The organism is Pseudomonas sp. NPDC088368, assembly GCF_044753445.1.
In the GTDB taxonomy this organism is placed as follows: Bacteria; Pseudomonadota; Gammaproteobacteria; order Pseudomonadales; family Pseudomonadaceae; genus Aquipseudomonas; species Aquipseudomonas bambusae.
This window is the reverse complement of sequence record NZ_JBIVNG010000010.1, coordinates 171,945-191,126: the sequence shown is the minus strand read 5'-3', so window position 1 is coordinate 191,126 and position 19,182 is coordinate 171,945. Positions and strand designations below refer to the sequence as shown.

Annotated in this window: 10 protein-coding genes, 1 other RNA gene and 2 pseudogenes; 8 read left to right on the top strand and 5 right to left on the bottom strand. The window is 57.5% G+C overall.

Annotated elements, in window-relative coordinates; all coding sequences use genetic code 11:
- The first annotated feature begins 57 nt into the window (after positions 1-57).
- The 8 genes and pseudogenes from ACIQAL_RS22595 to ACIQAL_RS22560 all read left to right on the top strand — a co-directional run bounded on the left by ACIQAL_RS22595 (position 58) and on the right by ACIQAL_RS22560 (position 9,264).
- Positions 58-2,868: an FAD-binding and (Fe-S)-binding domain-containing protein gene (locus tag ACIQAL_RS22595; protein ID WP_401149685.1), complete on the top strand. Its 2,811-nt coding sequence runs from the start codon at positions 58-60 to the stop codon at positions 2,866-2,868.
- Positions 2,869-3,077: 209 nt separating this feature from the next.
- Positions 3,078-3,368 carry a hypothetical protein gene (locus tag ACIQAL_RS22590; protein ID WP_166597081.1) on the top strand — a complete coding sequence of 97 codons (291 nt, stop codon included), beginning with the start codon at positions 3,078-3,080 and terminating at the stop codon, positions 3,366-3,368.
- A 121-nt stretch (positions 3,369-3,489) separates the two neighbouring features.
- Positions 3,490-3,881, top strand: a transfer-messenger RNA (tmRNA) gene (gene ssrA, locus ACIQAL_RS22585).
- A 187-nt stretch (positions 3,882-4,068) separates the two neighbouring features.
- Positions 4,069-5,324 (top strand): annotated as a pseudogene (locus tag ACIQAL_RS22580) (integrase domain-containing protein).
- Between the two features lie 935 nt (positions 5,325-6,259).
- Positions 6,260-7,209, top strand: a pseudogene (locus tag ACIQAL_RS22575) (integrase); the annotation flags it as partial.
- Positions 7,210-7,215: 6 nt separating this feature from the next.
- On the top strand, positions 7,216-7,491 hold the full coding sequence (locus ACIQAL_RS22570) for a hypothetical protein (protein WP_401149822.1): 276 nt from the start codon (positions 7,216-7,218) through the stop codon (positions 7,489-7,491).
- A 214-nt stretch (positions 7,492-7,705) separates the two neighbouring features.
- Entirely contained in the window at positions 7,706-8,092 is a 387-nt protein-coding gene (locus ACIQAL_RS22565) for a hypothetical protein (RefSeq protein WP_401149682.1), read from the top strand.
- Positions 8,080-9,264 (top strand): hypothetical protein, encoded by a 1,185-nt coding sequence (locus ACIQAL_RS22560; protein WP_401149680.1) that lies wholly within the window; start codon positions 8,080-8,082, stop codon positions 9,262-9,264. The genes ACIQAL_RS22565 and ACIQAL_RS22560 overlap by 13 nt, the downstream gene beginning before the upstream one ends.
- Before the next feature lie 189 nt (positions 9,265-9,453).
- Here ACIQAL_RS22560 and ACIQAL_RS22555 read toward each other — a convergent pair whose 3' ends face one another.
- The 5 genes from ACIQAL_RS22555 to ACIQAL_RS22535 form a co-directional block, all read right to left on the bottom strand.
- The gene (locus ACIQAL_RS22555) at positions 9,454-11,289 is read right to left on the bottom strand and encodes a DUF262 domain-containing protein (RefSeq protein WP_401149678.1); all 1,836 of its coding nucleotides are present in this window, start codon (positions 11,287-11,289) and stop codon (positions 9,454-9,456) included.
- Positions 11,290-11,375: 86 nt separating this feature from the next.
- On the bottom strand, positions 11,376-14,558 hold the full coding sequence (locus ACIQAL_RS22550) for a type I restriction endonuclease subunit R (protein WP_401149676.1): 3,183 nt from the start codon (positions 14,556-14,558) through the stop codon (positions 11,376-11,378).
- Positions 14,559-14,835: 277 nt separating this feature from the next.
- On the bottom strand, positions 14,836-15,786 hold the full coding sequence (locus ACIQAL_RS22545; protein ID WP_401149674.1) for a GIY-YIG nuclease family protein: 951 nt from the start codon (positions 15,784-15,786) through the stop codon (positions 14,836-14,838).
- Positions 15,783-17,126 (bottom strand): restriction endonuclease subunit S, encoded by a 1,344-nt coding sequence (locus ACIQAL_RS22540; protein WP_401149673.1) that lies wholly within the window; start codon positions 17,124-17,126, stop codon positions 15,783-15,785. Before ACIQAL_RS22540 ends, ACIQAL_RS22545 begins: the two co-directional genes overlap by 4 nt.
- Positions 17,123-19,042 (bottom strand): N-6 DNA methylase, encoded by a 1,920-nt coding sequence (locus ACIQAL_RS22535; protein ID WP_401149671.1) that lies wholly within the window; start codon positions 19,040-19,042, stop codon positions 17,123-17,125. Before ACIQAL_RS22535 ends, ACIQAL_RS22540 begins: the two co-directional genes overlap by 4 nt.
- Positions 19,043-19,182: the final 140 nt, after the last annotated feature.

Genomic DNA, 19,182 nt, shown 5'->3' with positions numbered 1-19,182 from the left:
GCCCATACAGCCCACGCACGCGGCGCGTCAGACGTCGCGGCAGATGAGGAAGACCGCATGAGCCTCCCCGCCTCCTTCCTGGCCGATGTGAAGCGCCTGATCCCTGCCGGACGCCGGTTCGACGACCCGCTGTCGACGCTGGCCTTCGGCACCGACGCCAGCTTTTATCGGCTGATTCCCAAGCTGGTCATCCGCGTCGAGTCCGAAGACGAAGTCGTGACACTGCTCAAGCTCGCGCAGGTCGACCGAGTTCCTGTCACCTTTCGCGCAGCTGGCACGAGCCTGTCGGGTCAGGCCATCTCCGACTCCGTCTTGCTGGTGCTCGGCGATAACTGGAACGGCCGGGAAATCCGCGGTCGCGGGGAGCAGATTCGCCTTCAACCGGGTGTGATCGGTGCTCAGGCCAACGCCTGGCTGACACCGTTCGGGCGCAAGATCGGTCCGGACCCGGCCTCGATCAACGCCGCCAAAATCGGCGGCATCGTCGCGAACAATTCCAGTGGCATGTGCTGCGGCACCGCGCAAAACACCTATCACACGTTGGCGGGGATTCGCCTGGTGCTGGCGGATGGCACGCGTATCGACACCGAAGATCCGCAGAGCATCGCGGCCTTCCGCGCCAGTCACGGCGACCTGCTGGGACGCCTCGCAGAACTGGGCCGCGAGACCCGCGCCAACACTGAATTGGCCGCCAGGATTCGCCACAAATACCGCCTGAAAAACACCACCGGTTTGTCGCTCAATGCCTTGGTCGATTTCGAGGAGCCGCTGGACATCCTGAGCCACCTGCTCGTCGGTTCCGAGGGTACACTGGGGTTCATCAGCGCGGTGACCTACGACACCGTGCCCGATCACCCGAACAAAGCCTCGGCCCTGATTGTGTTTCCAGATGTGGAAACCTGCTGCAACGCCGTGACGGTCCTGAAAACCCAGCCGGTGTCTGCCGTCGAACTGCTCGACCGACGCAGCATGCGCTCAGTGCAAAACAAACCGGGGATGCCGCCGTTCGTGCGCGAGCTGTCGGAAAACGCCTGCGCCTTGCTCATTGAAGCCCGGGCCGCGACACAGCCTCTGCTGCACGAACAACTGGCGCAGATCATGGCGTCTATCGCCCACTTCCCGGTCGAGAAGCAGGTCGATTTCACCGAAGACCCTGTCGAAAACGCCCGCCTGTGGGCGATCCGCAAAGACACGTTTCCTGCCGTCGGCGCCGTGCGTGAAACCGGCACCACCGTGATCATCGAGGACGTGACATTCCCTGTCGAACAACTGGCCATCGGCGTGCGGCGCCTGATCGAGCTGTTCGACAAGCACCATTACGACGAGGCGATCCTCTTCGGCCATGCGCTGGAGGGCAACCTGCATTTCGTCTTCACCCAAGGCTTCAACGAGCCGCAGGAAGTCGCCCGTTATTCAGCGTTCATGGATGATGTGACGCAGCTCGTTGCCGTCGAATTCAACGGCTCGCTCAAGGCCGAACACGGCACCGGGCGCAACATGGCACCCTTCGTCGAACTTGAGTGGGGCAGCGACGCCTACCGATTGATGTGGCAACTCAAACGGCTGCTCGACCCCAACGGCATTCTCAACCCCGATGTCGTGCTCAGCGAAGACCCGCAGATTCACCTCAAGCATCTCAAGCCCATGCCCGCCGCCGATGAAATCGTCGACAAATGCATCGAGTGCGGCTTCTGCGAACCGGTCTGCCCGTCCAAAGGACTGACCCTCAGCCCGCGCCAGCGCATCGTCATGTGGCGCGACATTCAGGCGAAAAAACGCGCGGGCACCGACACCACCGAATTGGAGCGCGATTACCACTACCAAGGCATCGACACCTGCGCCGCAACCGGCTTGTGCGCGCAACGTTGTCCGGTGGGCATCAACACCGGCGAGCTGGTGAAAAAGTTGCGAGCCCAAGAAGCGACTCACGGCAAAACCGCAGGCTGGCTGGCCGAGCACTTCACCACCGCACTGAAGGGCGCACGCTTCACGTTGCATGCCGCCAATGGCGCTCGGATGTTGCTGGGGGCGCCACGGCTGGCGAAGGTTTCTGCCGCGCTGACCAAGGCGTCGTCGGGTCGCGTTCCGCAATGGACCCCCGCCATGCCGCAGCCGGAAAACGCCATTCGCTTCACCCCGCCCGTGGAAGATCAGCGCCCTCGCGTGGTGTACCTCGCCGCCTGTGTCTCGCGCGTCATGGGCCCTGCCGCAACCGACCACGAGCAAATGTCGTTGATGGACAAAACCCGCTGTCTCCTGGAGAAAGCGGGCTACCAAGTCATCTTCCCGGACGATCAGGACAGCCTCTGCTGTGGACAGCCGTTCGCGTCGAAAGGCTATCCCGACCAGGCCGAAGAGAAGCGCCAACAACTGCTCGCCGCGCTGACCAAAGCCAGCCGTGGCGGCCTCGACCCCATCTACTGCGACACCAGCCCATGCACACTAAGGCTGGTCCAAGATCTGAAAGACACCAGGCTCGACCTCTACGACCCCGTGCGCTTCATCCGCACGCACCTGCTCGACAAGCTGGAGTTCACGCCGCAACAGGAAGCCATCGCCGTCCACGTCACCTGCAGCACTCAACACCTGGGAGAGAGCCAGGCGCTGATCGAACTCGCCCGCCTGTGCAGCGTCAACGTTGTCATCCCTGAAGGCATCCACTGCTGCGGGTTCGCGGGTGACAAAGGCTTCACCACACCTGAGCTCAACGCCCACTCGCTGCGCACCCTGAAAGACGCCGTTCAGTACTGCACCGAAGGCATTTCAACCAGCCGTACCTGCGAAATCGGCCTCTCGCGACATGGCGAGATCGACTACCACGGCCTGGTCTACCTCGTGGATCGCGTCACCCGACCAAGAACCGCTTGATGCACACAAATGGGGCGACGTTCGCCCCATTTCGCTGAAACATGTCGCAACATGGCTTTTTCCCAGCATTCGCAAAATAAATAGAACCCCTGCGTTGACCCACAGTCCATCTCTTTAAGCGCCACACACGACAGGCGCTTATTCCTCCACCTCGGAGAACGGCCCCGATTGAGCGGCCACACCGAGTCAACAGGTTCAAGGAGATACACATGAAGCGCACAGCACTGACTGGTCTGTTTCTTACCGCTGCACTGTTGGGTTCCCCGGTATTCGCTGCCGACGACCTGTGTGGCGCCAACCTGCAAACGCTGAAGGATGCTCATACATCCACGAGCACCAACATGAGCGCAGACACCAAAGACGAGCTGGAAAAAACCCTGACCGCTGCCACCGCTGCGCAAAAAGCCGGTGATGACAAGAAGTGCATCGAGCTCACCACCAAAGAAATCACCACCCTCAAAACGGGCGGCGACGGCTCCGACGGCGGCAACGCCAAGTAAGACGCTACGAGCACTGCAGCCAGTCTTTGGGCTGGCGTGGTGACGCGGCTTGAGGCCCGGAGTCGACGTATCCCATTGATTCGGGTACACTCCGCGGCCTGACTGCTAGAGCAGCAGAATTGGGGCCGATTAGGATTCGACGCCGGTGATGAAACTCTAGGGGCATGCCGACTTGGTAACAGAAGTCGTAAATCCACTGTTGCAACTTTCTATAGTTGCCAATGACGATACTTACGGGGAACAAGCTCTCGCTGCGTAAGCGGCGCTAGCCTTCCTTCTGGTAGCTTCGGCTCCAGCAATCATCAGGGGATGCCTGTAAACCCAAAATGATTGTCATACAGAACAGGATCGCCGTGCAGTACGCTGTGGACGAATCGGCTAAAACTTACACAGCTCGCCCAAAGCACCCTGCCCGTCGGGTCGCTGAGGGTTAACTTAATAGACACGGCTAAGCATGTAGGCCCGAAAGCGGAGTACTGGCGGACGGGGGTTCAAATCCCCCCGGCTCCACCAAATCTGACAGAGAAGACGTCTTAGGGCGTCTTTTTTTGTGTCTGGAATTCAGAGAATATGTGGCCTCCAGCGCTTTTGCGGTCTTTTGAGAGTTTTTGAGTTCCAGCTATTCGGGTATTCCAGACCGTATTCCAGCTCGCCCAGTGTGAATCTTGGGAATACCGAATCAGCGCCGGAGGACAATCTCATGCCGGCTCGAAATCTTCGCCTATCCGATCGACAGCTCTAGGGAGTCAAACCCGCGTCCAAGGATTATGCCCTCACAGACGGTGACGGTTTGCAGCTTCGCGTACGTAGCAACGGCTCGTTGCTTTGGAATTTCAACTACCGCGAACCGGTGACCAGGAAGCGCGTTAACATCAGCTTCGGGACCTATCCCGAACTGCCCTGGCGAAACCACGAAAGAAGGCAGTCGAAGCCCGTGAGCTGCTCGCCCAAGGCATCGATCCGAAGGTGCAGCGCAATGCGTCGAATGAAGCGAAGCGCGCAGAAACGGAACACACCTTCGAGAACGTGGCCACCGCCTGGTTCGAACTCAAGAAACACTCGGTCACCCCGGCCTACGCCGAGGACATTTGGCGGTCGCTCACGCTGCACGTGTTCCCAGATTTTAAGACGACGCCACTGACGAAAATCACCGCGCCGATGGTGATCGCATTGCTTCGTCCAATCGAAGCGAAAGGCAGCCGGAGACGGTCAAGCGTCTCAGCCAGCGGCTAAACGAGATCATGACCTACGGCGTCAATTCCGGCCTGATCTTCGCCAACCCGCTCACCGGCATCAGGGCAGTATTCAAGAAGCCCAAGAAAGAGAACACGGCTGCGCTTCCGCCCGAAGCCCCCCCCCGAGCTCATGCTGGAGATCGCGAACGCCAGCATCAAACGCACGACCCGCTGCCTGATCGAATGGCAGTTGCACACGATGACTCGCCCCGCCGAGGCGGCTACTACTCGCTGGGCAGATATCGACTTTGAAAGGCGTGTCCGGACTATCCCACTGGAGCGGATGAAGAAGCGCCGCCCACACAGCATTCCTTTGAGTGATCACGCTGTCGCGTTGCTGGAGTCACTGAAGACTCACAGCGGCCATCGCGAATACGTCTTCCCGGCTGACAGAAACCCGCGCACCCACGCCAATAGCCAGACCGCCAACATGGCGTTGAAGCGCACGGGGCTCCAAGATCGGTTGGTGAGCCACGGCATGCGCTCAATGGCCAGCACCATCTTGAATGGGCATGGGTGGGACCCGGAGCTCATTGAGGTCGCACTGGCGCATGTCGACAAGGATGAGGTGCGCAGCGCCTACAACCGAGCCGATTACATCGAGCGCCGGCGACCGATGATGGCTTGGTGGAGTGAGTACATCCAGAAAGCCGCCACCGGTAGCCTGCTCGCTTCAGCATACGGTCAAGTCAGAGACAAGAACGTGGTGCCGATCCGCTAGCGCTATACAGATGCAATAACGGCATCGACAACAACTGCGTGCTCAAGATTCTCGTTTATCCGCTTGTAAGCGCGGGTCCATCCAATCAGGGCTGCAAAGCCGCTCTGATTGGATGGACCTTACTTTGAAGAGCTAGAAACCACCGCGCCGTCCAGGGTTGACCACGGAATTCTACCGGTGGATAAGCTCCCTCAAAGTCCAAAGTTACGGTGAGTCTTGACCCTTGACCGGATTTATCCACAGGCGTAGAACTTGCCCTGCAAGCGCTGTCGTTGACAGCACCCTAGGTGACCCGAACCTTCAAGGTCAGGCTGCTTGCAGCGGTGGTTCTCCCCCAAGTGCGATTCGCATCCGGCAGCTCGCCCGGTCACTTCTCAGTGATGGATGCTCTCTAATCTCATGGCCCTCGTGCGCCAGTTACCCCGTACTTCGCTGCCCTGCAGCAACCTATCCGCTTGGCCGAAAATTGCGCCAACCTGCGCCCGTCTCTTTCTCCTGGAAAGAGACGGGCGCTTCTAACACTGCTGCAGCCCTGATCGCACGTGGCTTTGCGGCAATTCCCCTCGCGACAATCGGCGTGACAAACGCCGATATCACCAGCAACAGCGCTGCAGATGATGGTGCCGCAGACCAGGGAATGGACTGCACCTGACTGACAGTCAGGCATGCCCCGGTCGTCGCACTGCTGCTTTCACCCGACTCAGGATCTCGCGGCACTGGTCTCGTCAGCCAATGCAGCCTCCACCCGCCCACCGGTAACGGTGCTCAGGAGGCCAGGTCATGAGATGCCCTTGCTCCCGGGCGTAAGGAGCCGCCAGTCCCGCGTCAGTGGACACCCTCACAGGTCGCAGGGGCCTTGATCCCTGATAACACTCAGCATTCTTGGCGGGATGACGTGGGGCGAGGACTGTAGAGCAGAAGATGAGGTGACCAATCTGGCATTGGTGGGTAGACGCGAAGGTCGTAATTTTGGGTACGGCAGACAAGTGAGCTACGCAGGGCCGCAGGCGCTGAAGGACATGTTCGGCGGCGGCCATTACAGCACGAAGCGCACTGTGATCGTTGGCAGGCATTCGTGAAATGGTGTCGTTCTGAGGAGGGACCCGGTATCAATGATGCGCGGCAGATTGATGGGAAGGTGTTGGCCGACTATGCGGCGTATATGCGCGATATGGTTGGGCGCGGTGACCTCGCCATCAGTACCGCACGAAACCGGCTATCCAGCGTTAACCGGACCATGGCGGCGCTTCGCGGTGATCAGCATGTGAAACTGCCTAGCCCGAGCAAGGCACTGGGTATGCAGCGCAGCGGGGTTCGTCCTCCGGTGCCGCAGGGCCAAGACCGCGAACAGGTTAAGCAGATCGTCAATGCGCTTTGCAGCCAACATAAGCTACGGGCCGCCGCGATTGTTCTGTCGGCGCGAGCCACTGGCATGCGCTTGCGTGAGGCCATCTTGGCTGACGAGGCTAACGACCTAGGCAGGATTAACATTCAGGATGGCACCAAGGGCGGCCGCGCCGGCGCCTCGGCGCCACGTTGGATAGCAGTGGACGACCATATTCGTGGCGCACTTGGATTCGCATGGCAGGCGTCACCTGCAGGTAGCCGCAACCTGGTTGCGCCACACGAAAGCTACCTGAATGTTTTGCAGAAAATCGTCCGCCCTGCGCGGGACATCCTGCATACACATTCCCTCAAGGGCTTCCATGAGCTACGAGCGGCGTATGCATGTGAGCGTTATGAGCAAATCATCCAACACCGAGCGCCTATCAACGGCGGCCACTGTTGCCAGTTAAATAGGAGCCTTGACCGTGAGGCCCGGAGGCAAATCAGCTATGAATTGGGGCACGGTCGGATCGACGTGGTCGCTGCCTACATTGGGGGGGCGTGCATGAGCAAGCCGTTCGATATGGACCTGTTCTTGGCTGGTGTACTTACTGGGTCGCGCGCGACACGGCAGCGCCATTTGCGTCAGGCGAAGATTATCCAAGCCGAAATCACTGAACGCTGGCGGCGAGAGACGCCTTGGGCATGGCAGAGAAAGCATGTGGCTTGGTTTCTCGAACATCGTCTAGGGCGGAGTAGTGAGGCGACGCGGTATTACTATTTACTGACAGTGCGGCTGCTCGCTCGTCGTTTACAAAAAACATGGGGTTTCAATCTCTGAGTGAGACCGGCTGCTATCGACCGATTCTGTTGAAAAACCGGAAGCCTCGGTCATCCCGCCTAGCCACACCGCATGGCGAGTCGTTTCTAAGCACAATCTGCCAGCCCGAACAACAGCATTTTCAGCGATCTATCAGCCCGCAGATAGTCCTTGACGTCTCACTGCCACGAAGGCATTTTGCCATTTCCCGGAGCGCCATTTTTCAGGAGAAAGAGTGAACTACACCCCAAATCCTCAGCATCGTAACAGCTCGTTCTCTGCCCAGAGGTCGCAATGGACGATCACAATTCCTGAAGAGATCGAGTGTTTTACGATGGCAACCGGCGCTGCCTGGTTTGCCAAGGATTGCTATTGGGGATTCTGCCCGGGGCAATCTAACCTTCGACCGGTCGGTATGGCCCCTCCTCCGCACAGCTGTCCGGTGCACTTTGCCAAGTTCGTTGGCGATACCCTGCAAAACTGGCATGGCTACCCTATAGCTCATTGGGTCGCTCCGTATGACAAGCCGCCTGAAGTGGTACTCAAAGGTTGGCAAACCAACGGCATCATTTCCAAACCCCAGTTCGCCAGGATCCTGCGAGGCAAAAAATGCGCTCTGTGAAGCTTCGGATTCCTGGTAGCTACTGGGATTCGCAAATCTATTCGGGTGAGCTGATTATTTTTGGCGACGACGGGTCTATTCAGCGCGTCGACTGGTCGGGATTCGTTGACCGAGTCGCGACCAAACATCCGCATGTACAGACTGCTCTGCGCGTTGCATTTTCTGACAGCGATCTGTTTTACAACCCAAAGGTCAGGAAGATCCTGCGGGACCCTCAGATCGAGTCGCCCATCAAGGGGCAATTGAACCAGCTTGCCGACCTTCAATTGGAAACTGAAACGAGTGACCTATCGGGGCATTGGCAACACCACGACAGCCCGTTCGACTTTTTGCCTACCGACACCGAGATCTACCACAACGAAATTTACGCTGGCGGTGAAGATGGGCTGTTCTCATTTCCTCGAAGCGCGAGTCTGAGCAAGGTCAAAAGCCGACTGGACAAGCATCATGATGCCTCAGTGTTTCAGGTAAAAGCCTCTGATCGATTCAGCGCCATCGCCACGGCAACAGGCAAGGACGGTCTATTTGACTTTTTACTCGCACGCAATCCTGACGAGCGTAAGCGGATAGGCTCTCCGCGCCAAGTCGCAACCCGCCCTTGCAATGCCTGTGACTGGGCGTTCCAGAGCATCATGGGGTGGAGTTCGCAACTCGCGTTCCTCGCCAGCTTTCGAGAATACAAGGATTCGGAATCGAAAAAGAAAAAGCGGGTTTTCAACAAGATCATCGATCCGTCAGAGATTTTCGGTAGCAACCCTGGAAGTGCGAACGACATCGTGTGGGGCAGCCGCGAGAAAATGTACCGTTTCTCCGCGGGCCGTATTACTGTGGCCAATTATGAATCTGTAGGCAAGGCTGAGGATCCGGTCGAAAAATTCGAGCAGGTCGGCCACGTCGGCTTCAATCCTGAATCCGAGATCATTGCCACAGGCACAGCGCCATTCGGCACTGTACTTGAAATGGAAGACAGGATCATGGTGCTTCGTAGCGACGGGGTTTCGGAAGTCTTCAATGGCACACCCATTCATTGGCGAGTGTTTCCTCGATCCGAGCATTACAGCAATCAACTGCACATCGTCTACGAAGACGCTCTCGAAATCATCTCGTTTACCCATGACTACTTTGTAGATCAGGGCAAGAAAATGTTCGGTTTCGCCAAAGCCACTGAGTAATCCCCTTTAAGCCGCGGGCAACGGGCGCAGCCTTCAGGATCAGAGGCTGGCCATTTCAAGGTCATGACGTGCTCACCAAGAGGCAGATCGATGGTTCCGGCATCGTCAGCTGGGTGCTCGGCGGTCGCTCTTAACGGTACGAAAGCAGGCAACTCTGCCTCCGGGTGCTCTCGTAAGGGGCCGAAAGATCTAAAAGTCAATCGGCGTCGTCTTCCAAACGTCCTGCGCCAGAGAGATCAGCATTGCATGCCGTTTTTCGATGGCCGCAGCATTCCACTCGGAGAAAGCCTCTAACTTGGCATTGATACGCGAGATGGAGGTGTTATGCCCGACATCAGTCAACGTAACCAGGCTACGGGTTAGGTAATTGCCGCTCTTGCTATATTCGACTTGCTTGTCCGTGTAAAAATCATTGCCCGCGACGATATTGATCGGCTTCTCAAGCAGGGTCAGGTTGCCCAATCGGTTCTTGTAGTCGTCGTAGGCCATCCCCGGACTCTCGGTGGCCCACTTAGCGCGCAGATCATCTTTTGGCCTGGTGGGCAGGATGTGCTCGATTTCCAAATTAGTGAAGGGCGCTAGGCTGCCCGGCACCTTCAGTCCACTGAAGGCCATCTCGACGTGCTGCGTCAGCCGCGCCAGCAAGTAACGAGTGCGGTACTGCTGCATCGTGTAAAAGTTGAAGCGTTTAAGAGCATCCGCCAATTCCTGGGATTTACCTACCATATTGGTCTCGAAACGCTCGGCGATGAAGACATTGAGCTGAGCCTTCTGCTTTACCGCATCGGCTGTACCCGCAATCACGCGCAGTTCGTCGGCCCAATGAGAGAAGCTGCGCTCCAGATCCTTGGTAGGAGTCTTAGTGAAGATGTAGTAAAAAAGGAAGCTCTCCAGTTGCGCAACAAAATGGTCAAACAACGACTTGGGAAAGCTTGCCGCCGCCAGCAGCAAAACGTAGTGCAAGCTGAACGCACCGCCGGTTAGCCGCTTGAGACTGTCCATGGCCAGGCTGGGCTTGCTGTCATTTCCCTGCCCGTTGGCAAAGGCTAGGTAGTGCTCGACATTGCGGATAACCTTACGGACAAACTCGAAGGGCTTATTGGCGTAATCACACAAGGCTGCGTTGTCCTTAGCCACAAACCAGTCGTAGATCTCGTCTTCCCGCACCACCGCGTCGCCGCGCTCGTTCTTGATGACGTAGTTAGCCATCAGGAAATAGCGCAGGAAACGCAGCGGCTTCTCCTTGCCTTTCTCCAACGGTTTGGTGATCTTTTTCCACTCGTCCTTGAGCCGGGTGAACTGTGCTTGCTTGACCTGTGTGAACAACAGGTTCTTAAGCAAGTCCATCGGGTTCAGCCCCACGCCTCGCTCGTTGATGGTCTCGAAAATCTTTAGGGCGCTGCTGACGTCCGTGGATATCTGAATAAACACCACATTGTTGGCCAGATAGCCCCAATATTTCTTCAGCTTGGCGGCATCGTCGTAGTTATCCTTCAGATAGCGGTACAGCGTGCTATAGGCATTGATCAGATTCTCAAGCGAGCCGAAGCTTGCAATGCCCGCAGCCTGGATGCCCGCACGCACAGCCTGTGGGTCGGCATCCAACTCCACCAGCGTGGCCATGACTTCGCCTGCGTTCTCATAACGCGGCTCCAATTTCAGGTTGGTGCGAACCTCGCCATCGCTGTCCACATAACTGGTCGAGATCAACCCAGAGATCATTTGCCGCTGCGGCTCCCCCTGGAACAGATGCTTGAGCGCACACAGCAGCAAGAAGAACGTCGTCAGCCGCTGCTGGCCGTCGATGACCTCATAATGGTTCTTCTGATCAGTCGGTGACACCAGAACGGTACCGATGAAGTATTCCCGAGTGGTCCCTGCATCGATCTGCTCACCTATGTCCTCTAGCAGTTGATGCACTTCCTTGTCCGTCCAGACGTACTCGCGCTGATAGTCCGGAACGATGTAGAAGCACTCTCTAAAGGCCTCTTCGATGCTGTATTTGTGGTTTTCGATGCGAGCCATGTTTGTTCCTGTCTCGTTCTTTGTCGTGATAGGGCTTCAGCCGAGGTGGCGATTCAACACTTGTCGATTGGAACAATCAGCACCGCTCATTCCCGTGTAGCCCCAAACAAATCTGCTCCCGAATCTTTCTTCAGCAGCTCGTACACCACCGTCAGGAACACCTCACGCGTTGACTCGTCGCTGAGTAGCTTGGTCGCCATACTAGTGTGGCTGCTCATGGCGGCAGCGATGGCAGAGATGGCTTTTGAAGGCAGGTCCGCCTTCATGGTCTGTTCCATCGTGTTGTTCTGCACTTGGGCCATCACGACGCTGTCAGCGCGCAGCTTCTCGGAAACGTGCACCGCAAAGGCCACCTGGTCAGTGTCGGTAATGTCCTTGCCGAAGGAGTTGTTGAGCTTCTCAATCAGCTCGGCGAGGTATTTTTTCTCGCGGTCGCGGGCGTCGCGCAGGCCGTTATCGGTCATACCATAGAGGCCAGGTGTTTCACCCAGGACGGCGACGCCACTGAGGTTACTGCCCTTTTTGATCTTGTAGTGGCTGAGTTTGAGGTCCCCCAGATCCACCTGCTCGGCAATGATGCCCTTGAGCCGTTTACGCAGCAGGCGCGCATAGCTGGCAAAGGCCTCCAGGCTTGGGTCGCCGAAATCGATCAACTGGGCGATGTACTCGTAGCTGCGCACGAACTTGGTCAGGCTCTCACTGAAGATCATCAGTTCGTCGCGTGCCTTGCAATACTCCGAACGCCGCACATCGGCGTATTCCATGTCTTTGCCGCTGCCCTCGTCATGGGCCTTCTCCCAGGCTTTCTCCCATTGGTCGATGGCATCGTTAAGCGTCTTCAACTTTCCGTTGAAGCGGTCAGTGGCTGACTGAGTAAGCGAGAACAGCTTCTGGTGCGTCACTTTCGGATCGACGATAGCATCACCGAAAGCCTCAACCTCAGCCTGCTCATAGATGAACATGCCATCCAAGCGCTGCTTGATGTCATAGACGATGTTCGGATCCTGGATATCCGCCACCTGGGCATCACGATAGAAAGTCTTGAATGACGCCAGTATCTCGTCGGCCTTGTTAGCGAAATCGATGACGAATGTCTTGTCTTTCCCGGGAAAGGTGCGGTTCAGACGCGAGAGGGTCTGCACGGCCTCCACACCGGATATTTTCTTGTCCAAGTACATGGCCACCAGCTTGGGCTGGTCGAAACCGGTCTGGTACTTATTGGCGACGATCATCACTCGGTAGTCCGGGGTGTTGAACACCTTACGCATATCGCGGCCATGCAGGCCGGGGTTCAGGTTGGTTTCACTGAACTGGTGATCCTTGGGCAGACTGGGCTCTTCCACATCCGAATTGGGCACCTCACCTGAGAAGGCCACCATCGCCAGCACGTTGTCGTAGCCCTTGCGCTTGCAGTAGTCCTCCAGCGCCAAGTGGTACTTCACCGCTGCAGCACGCGAGCTGGTCACCACCATGGCCTTGGCCTGGCCGCCGAGCAGGTGCGCCACGTTTTTGCGGAAGTGCTCGACGATCAGTTCGACCTTCTGCCCCACATTCACCGGGTTGATCGACAGCCACTTCGCCAGTTTGCGCCCGGCGCTCTTCTCGTCCACCCGCTTGTCATCGACCATCTCGCTGCCGATTTTGAACGCCACCTCGTAGCTGGTGTAGTTCTTCAGCACATCAAGGATGAAGCCTTCGTCGATGGCCTGCAGCATGGTGTAGGGATGGAACGGTGCGGGCGGGTTGTCGGTGCTAACCGGCTGCGCCGGATTACGCGGACGGCCGAACAGGCTCAGCGTCGAATGTTTAGGCGTGGCGGTGAAGGCGAAGTAGCTAGCATTACCTGGGCGCGAGCGCGAGCTCTGCCACACGGACAACCGCTCCGCTTTGGAGAGTTTTTCCCACTCCACCTCGCTCTGCCCAGTCAGTACATAACGCAGATCATCCGCCGTGCTGCCCCCGGTGGAGCTGTGCGCCTCGTCGATGATGATGGCGAAACGGCGATCGCGCTGACTCTGCTCGCCGAGGATGACCTTCTGCGCATAGGGAAACGTCTGTAGGGTACAGACGATAATCGGCACACCATCGAGCATCGCCTTGGCCAACTGCTGGCTCTTGGGCAGATTCGACTGTTGGCGGTCGATGGCGCATACGACGCCGGCCTGGTGCTCGATCTGCTGGATGGCATCCTGCAACTGCTGGTCTAGCACCTGACGGTCGGTCACCACGATCACACTGTGGAAATACGGCTCACCGTCCGGACGGCGCAAACGAATCAGCGAATGCGCGGTCCACGCGATGGTATTGGTCTTGCCCGAGCCAGCGCTGTGCTGGATCAGGTACGGTTGCCCTGCACCTTCTACCCGCACCGCGTCGATCATCTTGGTCACGCCCTCCCACTGATGGAAGCGCGGGAAGATCAGGCCTTCCTTGAAGTAGGTTTTACCGTTGACGTCCTGGGCTTCCTTACGCTCCTGCAGCACGAAGCGGTGGAAGATATGCAGCCAGTTGTCCTTCTGCAGCACGCGCTCCCAGAAGTAGCTCACCGGGTAGCTACCGTTGTCGCCCGGCGGGTTGCCAGCGGCGCCATCGTTGCCCCGGTTGAACGGCAGGAAGAAGGTCGAATCCCCGGCCAGCTTGGTGGTCATGCGTATGTCGCTATCGCTCATGGCGAAATGCACCACCGCGCCACGCTTGAAGGTGAGCAGCGGCTCTAGGCCAACGCTCTTGCGCTCAGGACGGCGGTCCATGCAGTACTGCTGCATGGCGGCCTGGACTGACTGGGTGAAGTCGGTCTTCAACTCCACCGTGGCCACCGGGATACCGTTGATGAAGAAGACCAGATCGATTTCGTCAGCCTTGTCCAACGAATAACGCAGTTGCGGCACTACGCGCAGACGGTTCGCCGCATAGCGGGCGGTCACCGTGGCGTTGCGCTCATCCTCGGGCAGAGCCTGGCTCATAGCCAGGGTGCCGCCACCGGCCACAGCAAAGCCGTAACGCAACACATTCACCGTGCCGCCATCAACCTTGTTCTCCAGCTGCTTGACCAGCCGGTCCAGCACCACATCACGCGCGCTAACACCATTGAGGGCAACGATCTTGGCCATGGCCACTGGCTGACTATCGTCCAGCCAGCCCACCACGTCTTCAGGGATTAGCGCCCGCCCTTGGTCATAATCAGCCGACTTACCCACCAGCCAGCCGGCGCCTTCAAGCTTCCCGACGATATAGCGTTCAAGTTCGCACTCGTGGTGGATATGACTCATCGTTTCGTCCTTTAACTTCTCGGCCATCCCTGGGAACGGCCCATCAAATAATGTCTATCGGGCGTATTCACTGATACAGCTGGGGTACATTCACATGCCACCGTCGTAGGTATCGCTAATCATGTCGGCACGCTGGTGGAACGCCGTTCTTGTTCAGATAGAGCAGCAGCGGGTTGAAGCACCCTGTCCTTGGGCTCGATAGGAGGCATCGCGCAGCGACAGGCCTATCTTGCCGATGTTCTCGTTGCTCAGACTCAATCGCTGCGGTTGCTCAATCTTATTTACTGAGCAACTCATTTTCCGGCTTCACACCGATACCACTCAGTTGACTGTCCTGCCAGGCGGCATAAGTTTCACCACTACCCTCTACCAGCCAAGAGATTCGGCCACTGGCTGCACGACCATACACAACGGCTGCCGCGGCACTTGGGCTACTGAAGGCATAGTCGTCCTTGAACATTAGATACTCACTTCCGTCACTGATCATGACACCGTCACTCACCAACTGCTGGTACAGGTTCCGGTAGTTGTGATCCGCAGTTCCTACCCACTGAGCTCGGGCTCGGGACCCTTTCAGTACAAAGAACTCCCCATCAACCTCTTGCGCTTGCGCGCGCTCCTTGCTCTTTGGAAGCTGTAATGCAAAACGCGGCGACTGGCTAACCGGTTGCTCTACTGGTGCCATAACGAGCTTTGAGGGTTTGATTAGCTCGCGCAGGAAATCGAAACCCAGCACTGGTAGCACGATGCGGATCTGCTCGAGGAAAAACGCCATGTCCGCACGGTCCGACTCAGGCAAGTTGGTGTAGCTATGCGCTGTGCCATTACCTATCACGCAGCGACCGGTTTGACTGGCAATCTGAATAAGTTGGCTCTCCAGGTACTTGGCATGGGCCTTTGTCAGGTTCTGGTCCTTGCTGGTAATCAGACACACACGTTCCCAGAAGTCCTTACCACCCTGCTCTTGCGGACGGTTATGTTGCTTCAGACGCTGGGCCACATCATCAGACTCGCCGATATACACCCGGGTACGCAGGCTGTCGTCCGGGTCGGGGCCGACAAGAAAGTAAACGCCGGTGCGCGCGCATTCGGGACGCTGCACCAGCTCGGCCAATTTGGAGCGCGGGCCGGTCAGCACATGGCCGGTCCAGTTCATGATCTCGGCGGTCAGCAGTCCGTTGGGTGTGCCATCCACCAGGAACAGACGCAGACTACGACCCTGGCTCATTCCGTCTCTCTTAAATCGATCTGTCCAGTGACCGCAGCCGTGATCAGAGCGGAGCGGCGTTCGTTTAGGAGTTCGATGCTGCGCTCGGTTTTATCAATGACAATCTTGAAACGACCAAGCTGACCACCCAACGCACTGACGATACCTCGCTGCTCATCAAGTGGTGGACGAGCAATTCGAATAGCCTCGATATCCGGCATGTAAATGGTCTTGTGGGTCGATCCCATCATCAAGCGGTCAAAATCCGGCTTCATACCCAGCAGTATGTAGTAGAGATACTCGTTAAATAGCTCACTAGTGCATGTCCACACAGCGAAGTCCTGGGAGGTTGCCATGTCGACCGCCATGATGCCCGGAAAGCCCACGGAGGCAGTCCGGGACAAGAATACAGAGCCGGCAGGCAACAAACGGGCTGATGAATTCTCCAGGCCTAGCTGACTGACCTTCTCAGAGGTCTCTGATACATACTTTTGCTCACCGCTACGAACCTGCCAGACATCTGCGAGCGTGAACCACGGAACATTGCAGTCAACCCAGTATTCTGGCGTTGAGCGACTGGGTGTATGGCCTGACTCCAACCGGGCTGTATGCCTTAGTTGCAAAACACTCCAATGCTCCGGCACCTCTCCCAGCCACTCCACACCGGAGTCTTTCATCCTCACATTATGGTCAAGACCCTTCGTGACGGCATTAATGATCAGCGCCTGGCGCTTTTCGCGCAGCAGTTCGATAAAGCGGGTTTTCTTTTCAATCAGAGCGTCGATACGGACTGTTTCGCGGTTGAGGTGAGCGAGCAGCAGTTCAACCTCAACTGCAGGCGGCATTGTCACCGGTAGCTCCATAATGTTGCTGGAGGAAATGGAGGCCAGATTAGTGCTCTGCTTGGCACGCCCCATAAAGTAGAACTGAGCAGCCAGTGACCCGGTGAAGGCGTTCAACCACGCCGATGACACGACAGTAGGCCGTACAGCAAAAACATGGTTTTGGTGGATGCATGGGTCGATCTCTCCCAGCCAGACGCTACCACGTCCCAGCTTGTTGAAATCCCCCCCCTCATTCATAAGCACATCGCCGGGCCGTAGGCTATATCGTGTCAGGTCTTCCCGAGGAATCGCGATAGTGGCCACGTTATCCAGTGACAAGTATCCATCCTGCACGTTGGCGACACGCAGATAGGGAACCTCGATGGTGTCCTTGCCTCCGTTATCCTTCCCCTTAGCCACGCCCGTTTGCAAATTAGCAATGTGCTTGAGTCGCCTGATCTGCCAGTGCTCCGGCACCCGCCCTAGCCACTCCACCCCAGAGTCCTTATAAGCCGGATAGGACTTGTAATAACTCATGCAGTCACCTCACCCAGCAGCTCAGCTATCTCAGCTTCCACCGCCCTGAGGTCGGCATCGATTTCGGCCAGCGGGCGCGGTGGCTGATAGACGTAGAAGTAGCGGTTGAAGTTGATCTCGTAGCCGACAATGCCTACCTGACCGTCCTTCGCATCCATCTTGCCAGTATCAATCCAGGCATCCGGCACATGGGGCAACACTTCGCGGGCGAAGTAATCGTCTATGGGTTGACTCAACGGCACATTTTCGAATTGGCGCAGGTCGGAGTCGGCCTGCAGTTTCCCCTTGTCGTCCAGCACCGGCTGGGCGTTGGCATCACGCTCGCCAAAGCAGACCTGCACGGCTTTCAGCGCCCCCTTGCCGAGCTTCTTGATTGCAGCAGCCTTAAGGAAAGCCGGCAGGTTGTCGAATTCCCCCTGCACAGGAGCAAAAGCATCCACCTGGTCGGCGCCTTTGGTGTTCTGATAGGCAGCGAGCCTTTCCGTACTGACAGAGAAGCGCAAGCGCAGCGCACGATCCACGGTGATGCGGCGATAACCGAAGTCAGTGGTGGAGATGACCTTGGAGTTCGGACCGTCTTCAAGCGCATCATATAGTTTGGCGATCTCGGCGATCTGCTCGTCAGCGAGGTACTTGCGCTTGCTACCCAGACTCTTGCGCATCGGCGCATGCATGCTGCTGGCGTCGATCATCTGCACCTTGCCTTTGCGCAGCGCATCTTTGTGGTTAGACAGCACCCAGATGTAGGTGCCGATACCGGTGTTGTAGAACAGGTCGTTTGGCAGGGAGATGATTGCCTCCAGCCAGTCGTTCTCCAGAATCCAGCGGCGAATCTCCGACTCGCCCGAACCAGCACCACCGTTGAACAGCGGCGAACCGGAGAGCACGATGCCGATACGGCTGCCGCCCAGTTCAAGCGGTTTTCGCTTGGACAGCAGGTGCAGGAGGAACAGCAGCGAACCATCACCCACGCGTGGCAGGCCTGCGCCAAAACGGCCGGCGAAGCCTTGCTGGCTGTGCTCGGCCTGCACCTGCTTCTGGACGTTCTCCCACTTCACCCCGAACGGCGGGTTAGCCAAGCAGTAGTCGAACTGCTCATGCGACAGATGATCGTCGGACAGGGTGTTACCGAGTTTGATGTTACGGGTGTCGTAGCCCTGGATCAACTTGTCCGCCACGGAGATGGCGTAGGTTTCCGGGTTCAGTTCCTGAGCGTAGGGCACCAGCCGGGCATTGGGGTTCCACTCGTAGACCTGCTCGATGGCCGAAGACAGAAAGCCGCCCGTGCCGGCGGCGCAGTCGTAGACGGTGCGTACCACACCATCGCCGTTGAGTGCCTGATGATCAGGCGCAAACACCAGGGTGGTGGCCAGACGCACCACATCGCGCGGGGTAAAATACTGCCCGGCATCATCGTTGGATGACTCGGCAAACTTGCGGATCAGGTGCTCGAAGACGAGCCCCATTTCGTGATTGCTAATCTTGTCCGGGTGCAAATCGACTGCTGCAAACTTCTGCGTGACCAGGTACAACAGGTTGGCTTTCTCCAGCTTCTCCAGCCACCGGTCAAAGGCGAAGTGCTCGAACACCTGGCGGGAGTTGGCGGAGAACTTGGCGATGTAGTCTTCCAGATTGGCGCGGGTGCTGGTAGAGCCCACGCTGTCCAGGGAAAACTGCGAGACGTTGTAGAAGGTTGCGCCTGCCGTGGTCGGCAAGATCAGGTCCATGTCAACGCCACTGGCCTTCATCGCCTCATACTGGCTGCGTACCTTGCCGCGGGTGGGTTCCAGCACACATTCCAGACGACGCAGCACGGTGAACGGCAGGATGATGCGGCCGTACTCGGAGGGCTTGAAGGCTCCCAGAAGCAGATCTGCGATATTCCAGATGAAGGGGGCCAGGGTCTGCTGGTTCACGCGCACGTTCCTTACACAGAAACAGGGAGGACGTGCTCGCCGCATCCCTGTGAGGTATATGTGATAAATGCCACACCTTAACCGGTTGGGTAGCTTCGAGCCAGTATCGGCAAACGGCTAAAGTGCTGATTTCATTCATC